We start from the raw sequence: 18892 nt of genomic DNA, 5'->3' as shown, positions 1-18892 counted from the left end.
GCGATGACGTTCAACCCCGGCAAAAAGCTCTACATCTCTGACGTCACTCTGCGCGACGGCATGCATGCGATCCGCCACCAGTACTCACTGAACCAGGTGCAGGCGATCGCCCGTGCACTGGATCAGGCGCGCGTCGATTCAATCGAAGTTGCCCATGGTGACGGCCTGCAAGGCTCCAGTTTTAACTACGGTTTCGGCGCCCACACCGATCTGCAATGGATCGAAGCGGTGAGTGAAGTGTTGACTCACGCCAAAGTCGCAACGCTGTTACTGCCCGGAATCGGCACCCTGCACGACCTCAAAAACGCCTATCAGGCCGGCGCGCGCATTGTGCGTGTGGCCACCCATTGCACCGAAGCCGACGTGTCGCGCCAGCACATCGAATACGCCCGCACACTGGGCATGGACACCGTCGGTTTCCTGATGATGAGCCACATGATCAGCCCGCAGCAGTTGGCCGCCCAAGCGCTGTTGATGGAGAGTTATGGCGCCACGTGCATCTACGTCGTCGACTCCGGTGGTGCAATGGGCATGCAGGATATTCGCGAGCGCTTCCAGGCACTCAAAGCCGTACTCAAACCCGAGACCCAGACCGGCATCCATGCTCATCACAACCTGAGCCTCGGCGTGGCCAACTCTATCGTTGCGGTCGAAGAAGGCTGTGACCGCATTGATGCCAGCCTTGCCGGTATGGGCGCCGGTGCCGGCAATGCGCCGCTTGAAGTGTTCATCGCGGCTGCGCAGCGTATGGGCTGGAACCACGGCACCGACCTCTACACCTTGATGGACGCAGCCGACGATATCGTGCGCCCGCTGCAGGACCGCCCGGTGCGCGTCGACCGCGAGACCCTGGCCCTCGGCTACGCCGGCGTGTACTCGAGCTTCCTGCGTCATGCCGAAATTGCCGCGCAAAAATACGGCATCAAAGCTGTGGATATTCTCGTCGAGCTAGGCAAGCGCCGCATGGTCGGCGGACAGGAAGACATGATCGTCGATGTTGCACTGGACCTATTGAATTCGCGCAAGGAACAACGCCCATGAGCACCGATATTGCCTACATCGCCAATGCGCTGGATCAGGCCGCTCGAAAAGCCGAGCCCGTGACCCAGTTCAGCAGCCACAGCCCTTTCAGCCTGGACGACGCCTACCGGATCCAGCGAGCATCCATGCAACACCGCTACGATGCCGGCGAGCACATGATCGGCCTCAAACTGGGGTTCACCAGCCGCGCAAAAATGATTCAGATGGGCGTCGACAGCCTGATCTGGGGTTGGCTGACCGACGCCATGCTCGAAGAAGATGGCGGTGTCGTCGACCTGCAACGCTTCATCCATCCACGGGTTGAACCGGAAGTGTGCTTCGTCACTCGACGCACCATCGACCGACCGCTGACCGCGCTTGAAGCAGTCGACTACCTGGAAGCGGTGGCGCCTGCAATCGAGATCATCGACTCACGTTATCAGGCATTCAAGTTCAGTCTCGAAGACGTGGTCGCCGACAACTGTTCCTCATCCGGTCTGGTGGTGGGCGCTTGGTCCAGGGACTTCGCCAGCCTGAGCAACGCCGGCGTGCTGATGCGCATCAACGGCCGAGTGGTTCAGGCCGGCTCAACCGCCGCGATCCTCGGGCATCCGCTACGCAGTCTGGTGCAAGCGTCCCAGTTGCTGACCCGGGCGGAAATCGCCTTGCCCGCCGGAAGCTTGATCATGGCCGGCGCCGCTACGGCTGCAGAAGCCTTGAGCCCCGGAGCCTACGTCAGCGTCGAAATTGCCGGCTTCGGCGAGTGTGGTTTCAGCGTTGCGGCCAAGCCAGGAGAATCGTCATGAGTACTAACCGATCCACTGTCGTACCCGGCAAAGCCACGCCTCGCGGACGCTTTCCACACATCAAGCGAGCCGGTGATTTTCTCTACGTTTCGGGCACCAGCTCACGCCGTCCCGATAACAGTTTCGAAGGCGCAGAAGTCGACGCCATGGGCACCACGCGCCTCGACATTCGAGCGCAGACACGTGCGGTGATCGAAAACATCCGCGACATTCTGAACAGCGAAGGTGCAGCGCTCGCCGACCTGGTGGAGATCAGCAGCTTTCTCGTCGACATGAACGATTTCGACGGTTACAACCAGGTCTACGCGCAGTACTTCGACGAAACCGGACCCACCCGCACCACCGTGGCCGTGCACCAATTGCCACACCCGCATTTACGCATCGAAATCAAAGCCGTGGCTTACGCCCCTCTCAACGCTTAAGGACAACAAGATGGACAAGCATCACTTCAGTCCACCCCTGAACTTCAATCGCTGGATCGAAGAATACGCACACCTGCTCAAGCCGCCGGTAGGCAATCGTCAGTTGTGGAAAGACAGCGACACCATGGTCACGGTGGTGGGTGGGCCTAACCAGCGCACCGACTTTCATGACGACCCGGTGGAAGAATTCTTCTATCAGTTCAAGGGCAATGCCTACCTGAACATTTGGGACCGTGGCCAATACGAGCGTATTGATCTGCGCGAAGGCGACATGTACCTGATGGCCCCGCATGTGATTCATTCACCGCAGCGCCCGGAGCCCGGCAGTCTGTGCCTAGTGATCGAAAAAGCGCGGCCTGAAGGTCAGTTTGACGCCCTGCAATGGTCTTGCGCTCACTGCGGCACGCTGGTCAAACGTTATGAGTTACAGCTGCAAAGCATCGTCAACGATCTGCCGCCCGTCTATGAACAGTTCTATGCCACCAGCGACGCCGAGCGGCGCTGCAACGGCTGCGGCGAAATCCATCCCGGTCGCGACTGGCAGACCTGGCACCGCACGCTCGAGGCAGTAAAACGCCCATGAAAATTGACATGCATTCACACTTTTTCCCCACCATCAGCCAAGCCGAGGCCGCTCGCCTGAGCAGCGATCGCGGGCCGTGGTTACACAGCAGTGGACGTACCGGCCACATCATGGTCGGCGATAAACCGTTCCGTCCGGTGCACGATGTGCTGTGGGACATGAACCGTCGGATAGAGCACCTCGATGAACAAGGTCTGGATGCACAGATCATGTGTGCCACGCCGGTGATGTTTGCCTACGATGCACCCATCGAACGCGCCCTGCCTTGGGCACAATTGATGAACGACCGCGCACTGGAAATGACTGCCGTGGCACCGAGCCGGCTCAAGGTGTTGGCTCAGGTTCCCTTGCAGGACATCGACGCCGCTTGTCGCGAAGCCAGTCGTGCCAAGGCTGCTGGACATGTCGGTGTGCAAATCGGCAACCACGTCGGCAATCAGGACCTTGACCATGAAGGCCTGGTGACGTTCTTTACCCACTGCGCGCAAGACGGCATCCCGGTGCTGGTGCACCCGTGGGACATGATGGGCGGCGAGCGTATGCGCAAATGGATGTTGCCATGGCTGGTAGCGATGCCCGCGGAAACCCAATTGGGCATTTTGTCGCTGATTTTATCCGGCGCCTTCGAACGCATTCCGCAATCGTTGCGGCTGTGCTTTGCCCACGGCGGAGGAGGTTTTGCATTCCTGTTGGGACGCGTGGACAACGCTTGGCAGCACCGCGACATCGTGCGTGAAGACTGCCCTGACCTGCCATCAACTTATGTAAAACGCTTCTTCGTCGACTCCGCCGTGTTCGACCCGCGCTCGTTGAAGTTGCTGGTAGAGGTGATGGGCAGCGACCGAGTGATGCTTGGTTCAGACTCACCCTTCCCGCTGGGCGAGCAACGTATCGGATCTGGTGTGATCGAACACCCGGAACTGGACGCACAGGCCAAGGCGCGCATTCTTGGAAGTAATGCCCAGGCGTTCTTCGGACTCTGAGTATTCAAGTGATATCAAGCCCTGCTGCGAGTGATCGCCGCAGGGCTTTTTTTTGCCGCACGCCAATGCGTTTCTTCACGCCAAACCAACCAATACAAAACACTGCACCTGTGGCGAGGGGATTTATCCCCGATGGACTGCGCAGCAGGCCTATTTCTGGGGCAGCTTCGCTGCCCATCGGGGATAAATCCCCTCACCACAAGTCATTTCATTGCTGCCTTTTGCCAGCCATCTGCACACCCACTAACACCTTTCAGCCAAACCAATCAGCCAATACAAAACACTGATCCGTGGCGAGGGGATTTATCCCCGATGGACTGCACAGCAGGCCTATTTCTGGGGCAGCTTCGCTGCCCATCGGGGATAAATCCCCTCACCACAGGTCATTTCATTGCTGCCTTTTGCCAGCCATTTGCACACCCACTAACACCTTTCAGCCACACCAATCAGCCAATACAAAACACTGCACCTGTGGCGAGGGAGCTTGCTCCCGCCGGGCTGCGGAGCGGCCCAAAAAATGGGACTGCTGTGCAGTCCAGCGGGAGCAAGCTCCCTCGCCACAGTTACTCAGCGCTTACCCTATCTACTGACTGATCCGCATTAGCCTCGCGGCCCACTGAAATCATCAAACCGTTAAAACTTGTAGCGCACGCCCATCTGCAAGCCTTCAGGATTTTCGTTGCGTAATGGGCTTTCGAGGTTCCAGCTAACCGGGTAACGCACCTCCGAATCACGGTTGTGGTGAACATATCCATACACGGCGTAGAGGTCGGTCTGTTTGTTGAAGTTATAGATGTACGCCAGGTTGATACCGCTGGCATCACTTAAGGCTTCGTTTTTTCGGTCATCCTTGTACACCACGCTGAATGCGACGTTCTGGGTGTCCCAGAAGTTGTGACGAATGCCCAGTTGCAAATCGCTGCCATTGGAGTCGAAATCGACCCAAGGCGCGTAGGCGTAGTAACCGGTGTAACGGTGATAAACCGCGGTCAGATCGGTGGTGCCCATGGTGTAAACCACGGTGAAGTAGGCATCTGTTGCCTGCTCCATGGTGTGTTTATCCCACAGGTTGCGCTGGTATTTGCGGTCAACGGCGGCGGCGAAGTACCACGGGCTGTCGGCCCAGTAATCGATGCTGGTGCTGTAGACCACGCCGTCGCGGCTGCCATCCTTTTCTCCCAGGGTGGCCATGCCGCGAAACTGATAACCCTCGTAACGCGGGCTGATGTACATCAATGAGTCGTTCTCTCGCCACGGCGCGTAAAACACCTGCACGTTGTTGATCAGGCTGTAGTCATTGCCGTAGAGCGGGTCGGCGTAGCCGTAGCTGTTAGCTGAAGGCGTGTCTTGGCGGCCGGCGCTGAGAGTGCCCCAGCGTTCGGATATCACCTGGTAATAGGCTTCGCGTTTACCGGTCGAGTCGTCGGAGTGAGGGTTGTACATGGCTTCGTAGACAGCATTGAGTTTGATGTCGTCGGTCACCTCCTGCGTCCACTTGAACTGAATGCGGTTGGCGCTGAGGCCCGCGCCCGTCAGCCGATCCACGGTATCGCCTCCCGAGTGCGCCACTTCGTACGTCAGGTCAACCACACCGGACACCTTGAACTCCGCGTAGCAAGCGCCGCTCATCAATGGAAGGGCGAACAATAGTTTGCGCATGAAAAACTCCGGACACTGCAAAGTGCTGATCGGTGGCTCGTTGCCAAACCACCGCCAGACTTTTCTTATTTATTTTTATTGTGGGTCGTCAGTTACTGCTTGATCAGTCTCGGGCCGGCCACGGTTTGCTTGGGGCATCGAAATTCGGTTTGCCCAGCAGCGGCGTCGACAGCGCATAGAAACCATGATTGGTGAAGACCCAGATCAGGTTGCGGTCGTACTCGGTGTAAGTGCCGTGGGTCAGATTGCCCATGGCGTAACTCGCCACGTTCTTGGTGTCGAACGGCGGCACGAAGTACGCACCAATGGTCGGTTTACCGGGTTCGCGCACGTCGAACACTTGCACCCCGGCGTTGTAGAACGCATACGGCAGGATGCCTTCACGCGAGATTCCCGGTTGGGTGTAGTAACCCGAACGTTTTGGTCCAAAGCTACCCTTGCGCTGGCAGTAATCGGTGAACGCGGCGTCCTTCGGTGGTGTCGGGCGCGGCAGCACATACTCGATGGCCGGTTTTTGCGGGTTACTCACGTTCACCGCAAAAATGTCTTTTTTCGCCTCAAAGCAGTCTTCCGACAGTGGGTAACCACTGAAGTAGATGATCCCGGTTTTCTCGACTTGCGAGACGTCGATGTTGTCACCCTCAGTACCGGCCACGCTGACCGGAAACTCCAGATGGCCGACCACTTTCATATTGTCGGCCTGGGTGATATCGACCACGTAAAGGCCCATCCCGCCCATCGCGGCGTAACCGTACTTACCGCCCTGCTCGACGGTTTTAGGAATGAACAGCGACATACGCGCCCCCATCCATGAAGCCCGGTTACCCGCACGCGGGTTAGCTTTGAACACCGCTTCGTGTTTCGGGTCGCCGACGATTTGCCCCGGCACGGTCAGCATCTGTAACAGTTTCGGGTTGCTCGGGTCCGACATATCCCAGGATTGGTAGCCGGCGTTGTACAGGTCGTTGGGGTATTCAGTCAGTGCGTATTTGTCGCTGGGTGCGGCGGCCACGTACATCACGTCGCCACCGAAGTAGGCCGGAATGTCGCGCACGCCGGAGCCCTCTTGCTCACCGATTGGCGCATCGGGATGCTCGATGTCGGTGGTGCGGGTCGCGATCAGTTTCCAGTCGGCCGGCAGCGGTCCGTTCATCTCGTAGACCTTGAAGCCTTTGAGGTGCTTGGACTTGCGGATGGCTTCGACTTTTTCCGGCTCGCGGTACTTGTCACTCAACACGCCAAAGCGACGAACTTCGAAGGACTGGACCATGATGTATTTGCCCAGTTTCTTGTTCCATTGCACCGATGCCGCACCGAACATATCGTCCGCAGCATATGGATTTTCTTCCGCGCCCGGACCGTCCGCGCCCCATGTCGAGCCCTTGGTGAACACCAGCTTCACGTCTTTGGGATGGGTGATGTCGAACACCTTCAGATTGCGCCGCACGTACTGATAGAGATAACGCTTGCCGTCGAAGTCGACGATGTTCTGCCAGGTGTGGAACGGCTCAACCGTGATCGGGTAATACGCCTCGACAGTCATGTTCTTGATGTAGCTTTTGGTGTCCCAGTAATCCAGTTCGCCGGCAAACGGCTCACCTTCGTGGCTGAACGGCGTTGCGACCGGGTGAGTAAACTTGCCGGTAGCTTTGTCCATGCCGTAGCTGCCCGGGGTCGGCATCGGCGGAATTTTATCCACAGACAACGCGGTTTGCTGTTTGACGAACGGGTCAGTGATGTTGACCGGTGCCGAGCTGTCCGCCTGGACGCTGGTCCACAAGCCCAACATCACACAGGTGGTTAGCGCGCCTTTGAGGAATGGCACACGAGGTTTGTTGGGGAGTCGCATTGTTTTCATTATTCACTCCATTAGTTGTGCCCGGTTGGGCTATGCAGGTCATTGCCAATCGTTGAAAAATTTCAGGCGAGGCCACGCGCTGGCCTTACAAAATGTCGATGGGGTAATCGGTGATCAGCCGGAAGTCGTCCAGGTTGCCCGAGCCCTGATCGCCGTTTGCCCGATGCCAGGCTTGTCGCGCCCGCACACTCAAGCCTTTGGCGGGCCCGGACTGGACCACGTAGCGAATTTCCAGGTTGGTTTCGTGATGTTTGCCGTCGTCGCCATAGCGCCCCGAATAAGGACCGGTGGCGGCGATGTGGCTTGCGTCGATGCCCCAACCGCGCACATAGCGACTCATGAATGTCAGGCCGGGCACGCCGTAAGGCGCCAGTGACAAGTCGTATCGCACTTGCCAGGAGCGTTCTTGCGGGCCGTTGAAATCAGAAAATTGCGCTGCGTTCGGCAACAGAATCGAGGCGCCCTGATCGTTACCGTTACGGCCGTGACGATCTTTGTCGCCGACACCCAGGTAATCGAACGGGGTGTCGCCATCAATCTTCTGTAACCCCAGCAGCCAGCGGTGTGCGCCGCTGCGCCAGAAGGTCGACAGGCCGAGACTGGTGTTGTTGATCTCACCAGCCTTGGCGCGTCCTTCATCCACGGTGCGATACACCGTCAGGCCCAGGCCGAATTGGTTCAGTGCATCAACGTCGGTACGGCTTTCGAGGTTGGCGTAGTACTGGTTCCAGATGTCCTCGAAACGCGAGCCGTACAGGCTCACAGTCAGGCCCGGTGCGAGTTGATAGCTGCCTCCCAGATAATCCGCCGTCGGCGTGGAGACCCCGGCCATCACCGCCCATAGGTCACCATCAGCGTTGGTGGTGACGGGGCTGGTGGCCGAAGTGAAATGTCCGGCCTGCACTTCAAGTCCTTCGACTTCGCGACTGATCAGCGACAAGCCCGTGGCGGTCTGCGGCACGATGCGAAAATGGCTGACGCCGAACACCGGTGTCTCTGGCCGTTGCTCGCCGTACTTCAGAATGCTGTTGGACAGACGCAGCTTCAGCGCCGCGCCAGCCTTGGAATAGTTGTTCGCCGGTTGACCGTCATCGTGCACTGGCAAGTTACCTGTACCGGACTTATCAGCGGGCGCATCCAGCTTCAGGCCCAGGTACGCAAACGCATCCACACCAATGCCGAAGGTGCCTTCGGTGAAACCAGAGGTGAATTGGCCGAGCACGCCTTGGGTCCAGTCGCGGGCATCGCGACGACCGTCCTCCTTACTGCGATTGAAATAGGAATTACGCAGCAATACCTCGGCATTGCTGTCCGCGATAAAGCCAAGCGTGGCCTGCGCTGGCTGGGCAGCGAACAAAGGCTGCGTGCACGCGCCGGCCAACAACAGAACGGTGGTTCTGGTGTGATTCATGACAACCCCAATGTAGAAGGCGAGCCGAAAAAACGTGTTATCGACACGCGCAGTCGACCAAGGCACATCGGTGCCTGGTCAATGCATCAGCAGAAAGAAAGTGCCTGATCTTCCCTGATCAGGCGGTGCCACTCAGCGCTGCAGTGGCAAAGGCTTGGGCGCATCCGTCAGCACGGGGGCTTTTTGCCGAAAGCGCAGGAAATAGATCAGCAAAATCACCACCAGAAACGGAACACCGCAGAGCAACGTCGGGGCAAACTCTTCGGTGAACAGCGTAGTGATCATCACCGCCAGCATCAGCAGCAGCCCGCCCAAACTGGTCCACGGATAACCCCACAGTTTAAAAGCCAACGGTTGACCCGCCTGCTGACGGCGGAAGAACAGGTGCGTCAGGAAGATCCCGGCCCAAGTGAACATCGCACCGAACATCGCGATGGACATCATCAGGGTGAAGGCTTTTTCCGGATACGCCAGGTACAACAGCGTGGCCAGGCCAATCCCAACCGACGACAGCAACAGCGCCGGCAGCGGCACACCTTTGCTGTTGAGACGACCAAACACGCTCGGTGCCTGCCCTGCCCGCGACAGGCTGAACATCAGTCGGGTGGTGATGTACAACTGGCTGTTCATCGCCGATAGCGCCGCGATCAATATCACCGCGTTAAACACCGCCCCCGCGTAAGGCACACCGGTCGCCGCCATCACGGTAACGAAGGGGCTCTGGCCACCGCTGTTCTGGCCCCAAGGCACAATCGCCAGTACCAGCGCGATGGTCAGGATATAGAACACCACCAGGCGCACCACGGTGATACGGAACGCTCGGGTCACTGCACGTTGCGGGTCCTTGGCCTCACCGGCCGCCACCGCGATCATCTCGATGCTCAGGTAACTGAAGAAAGCGACAATCACCGCCACCCAAGTACCCCACCAGCCGTTCGGGAAAAATCCCCGATCATTGGTGTAGTTGGCAAAACCGATGCTGGTGTCCGCCGGCGCGCCATACACCACGTAGGCACCCAACAGAATGAACACCACAATCGCGCAAAGCTTGATCAGCGAGAACACGTACTCGATGGCACCAAACACCTTGACGCTAAACGCGTTGGCGACGATCAGTGCCACGGAAAACGCAACCATCCAGTAACCACCCGGCACGTCCGGATACCAGTACTTCATGTACATGGCCGCAGCCGTTATCTCGGTGCCGACCGCGAACACAATCGACGACCAATAGGCATAGCGAATTGCGAAGCCAAACCACGGCGCCACGTAAAACTCGGCGAAAGAACCGAACGATCCCGAGGTCGGGTGGCGCACGGTCATCTCTGCCAGACAGCCCATCAACAACAGGGCAATCAAGGCACCAATGCCGTAGCTCACCAGAACACTGGGGCCGGCAAAACCAATGGCGAATCCGCTGCCCAGAAATAGCCCGGTACCGATGGCGCCACCAATGGCGATCATCGATAACTGGCCGCTGGTGAGGCTTTGCTTCAAGCCTTTTTCACGGTCTATCAAGTGTTCGAAGGTGCTGGTTATTTTTGTCATTGCACATCTGCTCCGAATCGGTGGGAGGGGCTCAGGTCACTGACTTGCGGGCCAGGAACTCCGGCCGATCCCATTCTTTTTGTTCAAGGATTTCACGCAGTGCGACCACGCTGTCCCAGATATCCACATAGCGGATGTACAGCGGGGCAAAACCGAATCGCAGAATGTCCGGCGCCCGGAAGTCACCGACGATGCCGCGAGCGATTAGCGCCTGCATCACGGCATAGGCTTGCTCATGGGCCAGCGACACCTGACTGCCGCGCTGCTCACCATCACGCGGGGAGCGCAATTCGATACCTAAACCTGCCAATTGTTGATCGCAAAGTGAAATGAACAGGTCGCCCAAGGCCACGCTTTTTTGCCGAAGCTGCTTGAGGTCAACGCCGTCGAATACGTCCAGTGCCGCTTCCAGAGCCAGCACACCCAATTGCGGAGCCGTGCCTGTGAGCATGCGGTCAATGGTGGGGTGAGGTCGGAAGTGATGATCGAAATCGAATGGTTTGGCGTGGCCATGCCAGCCAGTGAGCGGTTGGCGAATATGAGGGATATGACGCTCGGCCACGAACACGAACGCCGGTGCACCCGGGCCGCCATTGAGGTACTTGTAGCCGCAACCTACTGCGAAGTCGGCGTTGACCTCGTTCAGTTCGATCGGCATGGCACCGGCCGAATGGCACAAGTCCCAGACCACCAATGCGCCCACTGCATGAGCCCGCTCGGTGATGCGTGCCATGTCATACCGCTTGCCGGATTTGAAGTTGACGTGCGTCAGCGAAACAATCGCCACGTCTTCATCCAGCGCATCGAGAATGTCGTCCGGCTCGACACATCGCAATTGGTTGCCAGTCAATTCGGCGACGCCATCGGCGATGTATACGTCAGTCGGAAAGTTGCCACGCTCGGCCAGAATCACGCTGCGCCCGGAGCGCAAACGGGTGGCGGCGACCAGCACTTTGAACAGGTTGATCGACGTCGAATCGGCCACGATTACTTCGTGCCCCTGAGCACCAATCAACGCTGCAATTTTTGCCCCGGTGCGCTGCGGCGCCGGGTACCAGTCGGCATCGTTCCAGGAACGGATCAGGCCTTGCGCCCATTCCTGCTTGAGAACCTTCTCGATCCGCGCCGGAATATGTGCCGGCATCGCGCCCAGTGAGTTGCCATCCAGATAAATCTCGCCTTCGGGCAAGTCGAAACGATCCCGAGAATGGCGCAGCTCATCAATCTGATCAAGGTATTCAAAATCCGCTCGGATGGCGGGGGTGGACGTGGACATAAACGCTCCTTCTGATTTTTCTTCTTCTAGTGGGGCTGGCAGGCCGCCTGCAGATCGAGCCCGCGACTGCGACCGATCCTCCTTGCACTGCAAACTGGCGCATAGGCCGCTGCGAAGTGGCTTGATGCTACCCTCCCATGCCATTACCCGAAAATAGAAAAGCCTGCGCCAAGTATTCTGGACTGTTATAGCTGGCGATCATCAGGCACACCGCGGCACTGAAGCCGAGTGCTCGGCATCAACAGGGGAATGCAAAAAGGGGTTACACCATGCCTGTTGGGTTCACAGGCTCTGGCAAAGGTGTTGCAGGAACAATGGCTGCGTCACGGGTAACTAAACGCCTTGACCAACGTCAACTCGCCCACCGCCCGCATCGGCACCAGGAACGTTTCCATTTTTTCGTTGGGCGTTCCTTCCTCCGTGATCACCGTCACCTGCGCGGTGGTCAGTGCTTGAACGGCATCCTCCTGACCCTCTTCATCACTGCGATAGCCACCGCCGAAGTAATTCACATACACCAGGTACTGCCCTTTGAGCGGTGCCGGCATGGCGAAGATTTCCGGGCCGTAGCCAGTGGTCACATCGACATCCAGCGCAGCGCCATTGGGGGCGACTCGGTTGCCGTACCAGATGTGTGCGCCGTCGGGTGTAATCAGGTGCAAGTCGAGGTCGGTGTTGTCGCTGTCCCACGACAGCAAAACCCGCAGTTTGGCCGGCGTTGCGCCGCCACTGGCGTTAAGGAATTGCGTGCGATGGCGCTGCTGGCCATCGGGGCTGCGGACTTCGACACTGTTGCTGCCGTTGGGGAATGAGAACGGGCGATCAAAGCGGCCCGCGGGGTCGATTTTCAGCGGCATGCTGACGCCGTTGACGATCAATCGGCCAGGCTCGGTGGATTTGGGGGTGGCTTTGATCTGGCCGGTAATGCGCGCGGTGTTGGCTTGGCCCGCCGGCGTGTTAACCGATGAGGCCGGGTAGTCGACGGTCTGGCGAAAGTTCTCGCCTTCACCCTCAATCGCGCCCGTGCGCCAGCCACCAACAGGCGTGTCGAGTTTGACGGTACTGCTGTCGGCGGCGAACACCGTGGGCAGTGCACACATGCAGCTGAGGAACAGCAAGACCTGTGGATAACGGAGTTTCATGGCCTATTCCAGCAAAAGTTGACGGGCAAGCCCTTCGATGTAGGTTTCATCCTGGCCGTTGGGGTGTGCTTCAAAGGCCAGGTGCAGGTATTCGTGGGTCAGGTCGAGACGGTCTTGCAGTGACTGCACGCCGCGCACATAAATGCGCTGGCGCTCACGGTCGACATAGGGCCGGCCGAAGGTGAGCCGGCAAACGGCGAAGGTGTTGACTTCGTTGTAGCCGACCTCGCTTTCGAGGCGTTGACGCCAGCCGCGTCGCTGTTTTTGCAGCCAGTCTTGTGCGGCGGGCAACGCTTCACAGGAAGCAACCGGGTTGTCCCAGCGGCTGAGACTGGCGCGAGGGTATGCGTGCAACAGGATGGCGTCGTAGCGTTGGCCGGCGTTGGCTTGTTCGACGGCGTGTTGCCAAGAGAGTTTGTCCGGGCCCGGTTGATCGGAGTGGTAAGTGACGCTGCTGCCGGCGAGCACCAGGTCGCTGGTCCAGGCTGCGATGTTACGAGACTCGGCGGTGGCCGGGCGTGGGGCAACACGTTGCCGATTGCTGCTGTCGTCGATGCTCAGGCAATCGCCGTTGCGGGCGGCGTTTTGCAGCAGGTAGGTTCTGATCGCAATGGCCAAGGCTTTGGCCGCTTCTACAGGTTCGGGGCTGGCTTCTCGCTGCAGAACACGAGCGACGTATTCTTCGCGGTCGAGGCGGGCCACGAGTTTGTCATTGAGCAAAAACAACTCGCCATCGCTGTGAATATCGAGTTGGTTGCCATTGGTAAATTCGACGCGCAAATCTCCCTGCAATGGCCCGGCAGAAACAACCTGATTACCTGCCAGCACACGCGTGATCGGGTAGCGTGAGAACAAATTCACTTCGACACAGCGTCCGGCATCGGCTGGCCACTCAACCGGTAACACCGACGCCAACACCTGGCCGTAATGACGCAACACCATTTGGCTGGTTCCGCGCCCGCCAGCCCAGATCGGGGTGCCATCCGCCAACCAACCAGCAAATCCACCTTGGCGCGATGACGCGTCGTGATCGCCCAACCAGCTCCAGGTTTTAACCCGCAGCCGGCCTCCGAGTTCACCTGCGACATTGCCATCAGCGGCGTTCAACACCACGTCCAATAACACGCGCCGCGCCTGATCCTGCGCGGGCATTGTGGCCAGCACTTTCAACAATTCAGCCACGGGAACCCGCGTGGAAGGCTGCAACGATGGCAAGTTCAGCAACCACTGCGGCGCTTGTCGTGCTTGCCAATACTGGCGCCAATCGGCCTCGTCGATGCCCAGCCTTGAAGGCTCGAAATACAATCCGCAAGACTTCACCAATGCCTGATCACGACCGATCTGCGCCCCGGCCGTGCAGCAATAAACTTCTTCCTTGGACTGCCCGCGACACTCATAAGCGGGCTCGCGTGCATCGGTGTCCACCAGCCAGCCATAAACAAATAATTTCCACAGACTGCCCAGCGGGGTTTGCAAAGCGTCCGGCAACGGCTCCCGGGAAATCAATTGCGTGCGATTCAGCGACAACAATTCGCCCTTGAGGCCCAGCCGCAGCGGCTCGTCCTGCGCTGTCGCCAGCGCAGGAAGCAAACACAGTAGCCACCAGACCCAAGGCCATTTCATGTCAGTTGACCGTGACCTGGCCGAGCGCTGGTGTTTGTTCCTGTGCCTGATGCTGTGGCGCATAGACCTGCGTGAAACGCACCGGCGGCAAGTTGAATTGGCCCTTTTGCGAGAAGCGCACCAGATGACGCACACGCAATTCGCCGCTCAAAGCATCCACCGGAATCGCATAAGCCATTTGCCCTGGTTCAAAACGTGCCTTTTCCAATGCCGTCGGCTCCGTGCCTGCCTTGCCCGACAACTTGATGCCCCACGTGGTGCGCTCGACATCGGCTCCCGGTGGCAATGGCACTTCAATCATCGCGTAACGCACCGGTTTCGCGGCTTTGCTGGTAACGATCACTTCATCCAGATACAGGCTGTCGCTGGACAACGGCTTGGTGCCCACGGGTTCGAGCTTGAATTCGAACGCTTCGTCACCCGGCACCAAACGCGACAACCGACGCGTGATGGTCACGGCCATCGGCTCAACCGGCGGCTGCTGAGTCTGGTAACTCAGCGCGGCACGTAATGGGCGTTCCTGCGTTCCGCTCAGCGACAATACCGCGGGCACGGCCGTTGCGCCTTGCCACGTCCAATACACCTCACCGGTATCACCGTATTTTTTCTTCCAGCCGTCACCCGGCGCCAGTGCAATGGTGGGCGAGGCCTGCTCGATGCTGCGTTGCAACCAGCTCAGCGCCAACGCACGTTCGAGCGTCGATTGCTGTGGCAACAAGCGTTGCAGCAACGCCGTCGCATGCGCTTGATCAAACGCTTGCAGCGACAGGTTCAGCGCTTCGGCAAACGGCTGCGAACTGACCGCCAGACGTTGCTGGGCATCCGCCACATGCCGATTGAACGCGTCCGGCAGATTGACCTTCGACTGCTTGGCCAGGGACGCCGTCAACACCCGTGCGGCGGCCAGGCCCAGCGCCGAATCCGGATCGCTCATGACGATGCTGTCTTCGCCATCGTCCATCAGGTTGGCAGCATTACCATCGCCTGCTTTCGCCAGGTCATCCATCAACCCGCTGAGCAATGTGTTGACCGGCAACTGCATCTGCTTGGCGAACGACAAAATCAGCGCTCGCTGCAACAGCGGTGTGTTTTTCGCCTGCTTCGAATAAACCTCCAGCACCCGCTGCCAATGCTCCGGCGGCAAGCTCAGTTCCAGCGCTTTGCTGGCGTACCAATCCGCGTAGTAGGCGTACGCGGTGAGGAACGCATCCGGCTCACCGTCCTGGCCCCACCAGGTGAAACTCGCCGAAGGCCCGGCCATTTGCACCAGGCGCAGACGGCTGTTTTGCATGATCAGGCGCAAACGATCGCGAACCTGTGGATTCGACGACAGTGCCGGATACGCAATGCTTAGTGGCAATAGCCGACTGGCAGTCTGCTCGACGCCGCCGTACGGATAGCTCAACAAATCATCCAGTGCCGAACGGAACAACGCTTGTGGGCTGTCATCCAGACGCAGGCGGATATCACTCGCGTCGGCCGGTAAGGCCAGCGGTGTATCGCCGCTGGCGACATCCAGGTTTTGGCCCTGCGTCACCTGCCAGCCGTCACCGGTCGCGGTCAGGCGCACGGCCAGCGCATCGGCGGCTTTGCCGTCCTGAACCAGTTCCGCCGTCCAGTCGCCATTAGCCAGTTCAAACGTCGGCAGTGCGATGTAGTTGATGCCATTGTTCAGCGTCACCGGCAGCCGCTGATCACTGCCACCGTAATGAATCACCAGCTCGGCCTTGACCGGTTTCTCGGCCTGGCTGAAGGCGAACACACCGAGGGCAGGTTTGTCGCCTGAGCGGAATTTGGTCGGCCCGCTCCACTTCAGGTACAGCGGTTTTTCCGAGCGTACGAACTGTTTCTTCTGTCCGACCTGACCGTCATCGGCAATCGCACGGGCAGTGATGCGCCAGCGTGTCAGCGAGTCTGGCATCTTGAAGGTGAAACGGGTTTTGCCGTTGGCATCGGTCACCAGTTCTGGCTGCCATGCTGCGGTGTCGACGTCTTCACGACGCGGTCGCTCGAGCACTTTCACGCCCCGCTCGCTGCGGTTGGCTTTGCCTGGCGCACCCGGGCTACCCGGCAATGCCACGTCATAACTGATGAACGACAAACTGGCGCTGGTACGCACGTTGTTACGGCGCGGGGGGTAGAAGAACTGGTCGATGGTGGGCGCGACTTCCGGTTGTAACGCGTAAATCATTTCGTCGACCACGCTGACCGTCAGGTGCGCCGGAATCGGCTTGCCGGCGAACTGAGTGGTCAGGTCCACCGACACTGTATCGCCCGGCTCATAGGCCTCTTTATCAGTGGCAATCGCGACGTCTATTTGCGGTGCAATCACCTTGATACCGGCGTTCTGGAAGCTGTACTGACCGCCCTTGGTGTAGAGCACCGAGAAGGTCAGGTTCGGGGCAAAATTATCCTTCACGGGGATGCGTGCGCGGTATTGGGTGTCGCTGAGTTTTTCCATCTTCAGCCAATCACCGCCCTTTGAAAGCAGCGCGGTAGCTTCGACTTTATCGCGCTCCAGAGACAGCAATGCATCGCTGACCGGCTCCGGGAATGTGATCAGCGCCATGGCTTCATCGCCGGCCTTGTACTCCGGCTTATCGAGGACGATTTCGACAGTGCCCGGCACGGCTTTGACGCCCTCCCCCGTGACCGAATGCCCGGTGGCACCGACCACTCGGCCATGCTCGTCTTTCAGTGTCAGGTTGTAAGTACCCGGACGCTCAAAGGCCAGCGTGAAGCCTTTATCGCCGGGTGCTAGTTTGCCGTCACCGGTGGACTGGTCTTCCAGCCGCACCCAACTGTAGCTGCTGGGCGTGACGGCTTTACTGTGTTCGCTGCCACCTTCATTGGCGAAGCTGAACACGACTTTGTCTGCCACGGCACTGAAGCGTTGCGGGGCACGCAGGCTGAAGTTCGCGGCGCCACGATCGATCAGGATTTCCTTGGTGGTCTTGACTCGATAAGCCGCGCCGTCGCTGGCGAATACAGTGAGCATGTAGCGGCTCGGTTTGTCGGCGGCCGGCAAGTCGAGGGTCGCGTTGCCCTTGGCATCGGTGGTCAGTTCGGTACTGGTCAGCTCGACCGGGAATTGCCCGAGGTATTGCAGCTCATTGTCGACCATCGACAATTGTTGAGCCCGAAGGCTGAGAGTCAGTTTAGCGTCGGCCACCGGTTTGCCGTCCGGGTACAGCAGCACCAGGTTGCCCTTCACCGGTTCGCCGGTGCGGTAATCCTGTTTGGCCAGGTTCAGTGAAATTTCAAAATGTGGCTTGATGTATTCAGCAACGCGAAAGGCACTGCTGTAGGCCTGGTCTTTGTAGCTGAAACGCAGCTCGTAACCGCCCGCCACCGCATTGTCCGGCAACTGGAAACGCCCCGAAGTGCCAGCCTTGGAATCGAGCTTCAGCGCCAGCGATTGCAGCGCGGTGCCGGTGGCATCCAGCACCGTCACGTTGACGTCGGCGGCGGTTGGCAACACTGAATCACGGGCGTTCTTGAACTCGCGACCGACGATTTTCAGCGACACCCAATCGCCCGGCCGATACAGCGGCCGGTCGGTGAATGCATACAGTTTGGTGTCGTAGATTTCGCTGTCGTAATAGAAGTTTTCGGAGACAAATACCCCGCCCTCTTCGTCCTCGCCAATCACGAACGACCGCTCGGGGCTGACGTGTTTCAAACGCAGCAAACCGTCGGCGTCAGTGGCGCCGCTGTTCATCACGCCAAGACCGTCGGTCCACAGCACATTAACCTTCGGCACCGAACTGCCTTCGTGTTTGCGCGCGGCCCAGACCACCAGTTCATCGCCGGCAATCTTGCTCACCGCCACGGTGTTCGAGACGAAGACCATGGTGGTAGCCCGGTATTTGCCGATCAGCGCTTCCACCAGATACAGGCCCGGTTTGAGGTTACCCAATGGAATGTAAACGTTGCCCGGCGCGACGCTGACAAACTCGCTGGAAGAACCGGCCAGATTCACGCCTGCGGGCGGCTGGATCGGTTTGGCTTCCCACAGCGGATAGCGGAATTGACTGACAACCGGCAGGCCTGGAATCAACGCGAATTGCGGCTGCGCGTCATACGGTGTTGGCGCGGCAATCGCGGTGCCCATCTTCAGCTCAGGCACTTCTTCGGTGACTTGTTTACGCGACTCGTAGGAAAACGCCCGCTGCATCACGCGGCGGGATTTCCGGTACCAGTTGTCCCACAGGTACGCGAGGGTGTTCGACAGGCCTTCACCCTTGAACTGGCCGTCGCTGACCACGCGATGCAGGTTCTTCTGGCGCTTGAGAAAATCCAATGGTTTGTCGATGCGGTACACCCGAATATCGGCGCCGCCGTAAGGCTCCATGCGAAACCTTCGATAGTCACGACCCGGCGCTTCGAGGCGTACCATCGCCTGTTCGTCGCTGGCAAAACTGCTGTCGGCCAGCAGGAAAAAACTTTCACCGGCCACCGGCGTGTAGCCGCTGGGCTCGACGCTGTCTTCGGCATTTACCTGCGACACGGGCAATAGAAAAACCAACAGCAGAGGCAGAAAACGCAGCATGCGGGCACC

The 18892-nt window shown here is 58.9% G+C and carries 14 protein-coding genes; 5 read left to right on the top strand and 9 right to left on the bottom strand.

Translation table 11 applies throughout. The features are described 5' to 3' along the window. Positions 1-3: 3 nt before the first annotated feature. Genes dmpG through ACQR3R_RS26140 form a run of 5 tightly spaced genes read left to right on the top strand, consistent with a single transcriptional unit; the run spans position 4 to position 3814 of the window. Positions 4-1041 (top strand): 4-hydroxy-2-oxovalerate aldolase, encoded by a 1038-nt coding sequence (gene dmpG, locus ACQR3R_RS26160; RefSeq protein ID WP_428276827.1) that lies wholly within the window; start codon positions 4-6, stop codon positions 1039-1041. Beyond that, positions 1038-1826, top strand: a complete 789-nt coding sequence (locus ACQR3R_RS26155) for a fumarylacetoacetate hydrolase family protein (protein ID WP_428276825.1) — start codon at positions 1038-1040, stop codon at positions 1824-1826. Before dmpG ends, ACQR3R_RS26155 begins: the two co-directional genes overlap by 4 nt. Then, entirely contained in the window at positions 1823-2248 is a 426-nt protein-coding gene (locus ACQR3R_RS26150; RefSeq protein WP_428276824.1) for a Rid family hydrolase, read from the top strand. Before ACQR3R_RS26155 ends, ACQR3R_RS26150 begins: the two co-directional genes overlap by 4 nt. A gap of 10 nt (positions 2249-2258) precedes the next feature. Further along, complete coding sequence (locus ACQR3R_RS26145) at positions 2259-2831, top strand: 3-hydroxyanthranilate 3,4-dioxygenase (protein WP_048379838.1); 573 nt, start codon at positions 2259-2261, stop codon at positions 2829-2831. An 8-nt stretch (positions 2832-2839) separates the two neighbouring features. Beyond that, positions 2840-3814 (top strand): amidohydrolase family protein, encoded by a 975-nt coding sequence (locus ACQR3R_RS26140; RefSeq protein ID WP_428276821.1) that lies wholly within the window; start codon positions 2840-2842, stop codon positions 3812-3814. A 4-nt stretch (positions 3815-3818) separates the two neighbouring features. On the opposite strand, the gene ACQR3R_RS26135 is transcribed toward ACQR3R_RS26140, so the two are convergent. The 9 genes from ACQR3R_RS26135 to ACQR3R_RS26095 all read right to left on the bottom strand — a co-directional run bounded on the left by ACQR3R_RS26135 (position 3819) and on the right by ACQR3R_RS26095 (position 18883). After that, the gene (locus tag ACQR3R_RS26135; protein WP_428276819.1) at positions 3819-3992 is read right to left on the bottom strand and encodes a hypothetical protein; all 174 of its coding nucleotides are present in this window, start codon (positions 3990-3992) and stop codon (positions 3819-3821) included. 455 nt (positions 3993-4447) lie between these two features. Next, on the bottom strand, positions 4448-5473 hold the full coding sequence (locus ACQR3R_RS26130) for a porin (protein ID WP_428276817.1): 1026 nt from the start codon (positions 5471-5473) through the stop codon (positions 4448-4450). A gap of 103 nt (positions 5474-5576) precedes the next feature. Continuing rightward, a complete protein-coding gene (locus ACQR3R_RS26125) occupies positions 5577-7331 on the bottom strand; it encodes a hypothetical protein (RefSeq protein WP_428276815.1) in 1755 nt (584 codons plus the stop codon). Between the two features lie 85 nt (positions 7332-7416). Further along, entirely contained in the window at positions 7417-8742 is a 1326-nt protein-coding gene (locus tag ACQR3R_RS26120; RefSeq protein WP_428276813.1) for an OprD family outer membrane porin, read from the bottom strand. Between the two features lie 132 nt (positions 8743-8874). Beyond that, positions 8875-10290 (bottom strand): amino acid permease, encoded by a 1416-nt coding sequence (locus ACQR3R_RS26115; RefSeq protein WP_428276811.1) that lies wholly within the window; start codon positions 10288-10290, stop codon positions 8875-8877. Between the two features lie 31 nt (positions 10291-10321). Beyond that, on the bottom strand, positions 10322-11566 hold the full coding sequence (gene kynU, locus ACQR3R_RS26110) for a kynureninase (RefSeq protein ID WP_428276809.1): 1245 nt from the start codon (positions 11564-11566) through the stop codon (positions 10322-10324). A gap of 323 nt (positions 11567-11889) precedes the next feature. Continuing rightward, positions 11890-12708: a DUF2135 domain-containing protein gene (locus tag ACQR3R_RS26105; protein ID WP_428276807.1), complete on the bottom strand. Its 819-nt coding sequence runs from the start codon at positions 12706-12708 to the stop codon at positions 11890-11892. Between the two features lie 3 nt (positions 12709-12711). Beyond that, positions 12712-14331: a DUF2300 domain-containing protein gene (locus tag ACQR3R_RS26100; RefSeq protein WP_428276805.1), complete on the bottom strand. Its 1620-nt coding sequence runs from the start codon at positions 14329-14331 to the stop codon at positions 12712-12714. 1 nt (position 14332) lies between these two features. Further along, positions 14333-18883 carry an MG2 domain-containing protein gene (locus tag ACQR3R_RS26095; protein ID WP_428276803.1) on the bottom strand — a complete coding sequence of 1517 codons (4551 nt, stop codon included), beginning with the start codon at positions 18881-18883 and terminating at the stop codon, positions 14333-14335. Between the last annotated feature and the right edge of the window lie 9 nt (positions 18884-18892).

The sequence above is a fragment of the Gordonia sp. IEGM753 genome (genome assembly GCF_050321825.1).
GTDB lineage: Bacteria > Pseudomonadota > Gammaproteobacteria > Pseudomonadales > Pseudomonadaceae > Aquipseudomonas.
The sequence above is the reverse complement of the archived record's forward strand: the minus strand, read 5'-3'. Positions and strand labels throughout refer to the sequence as shown.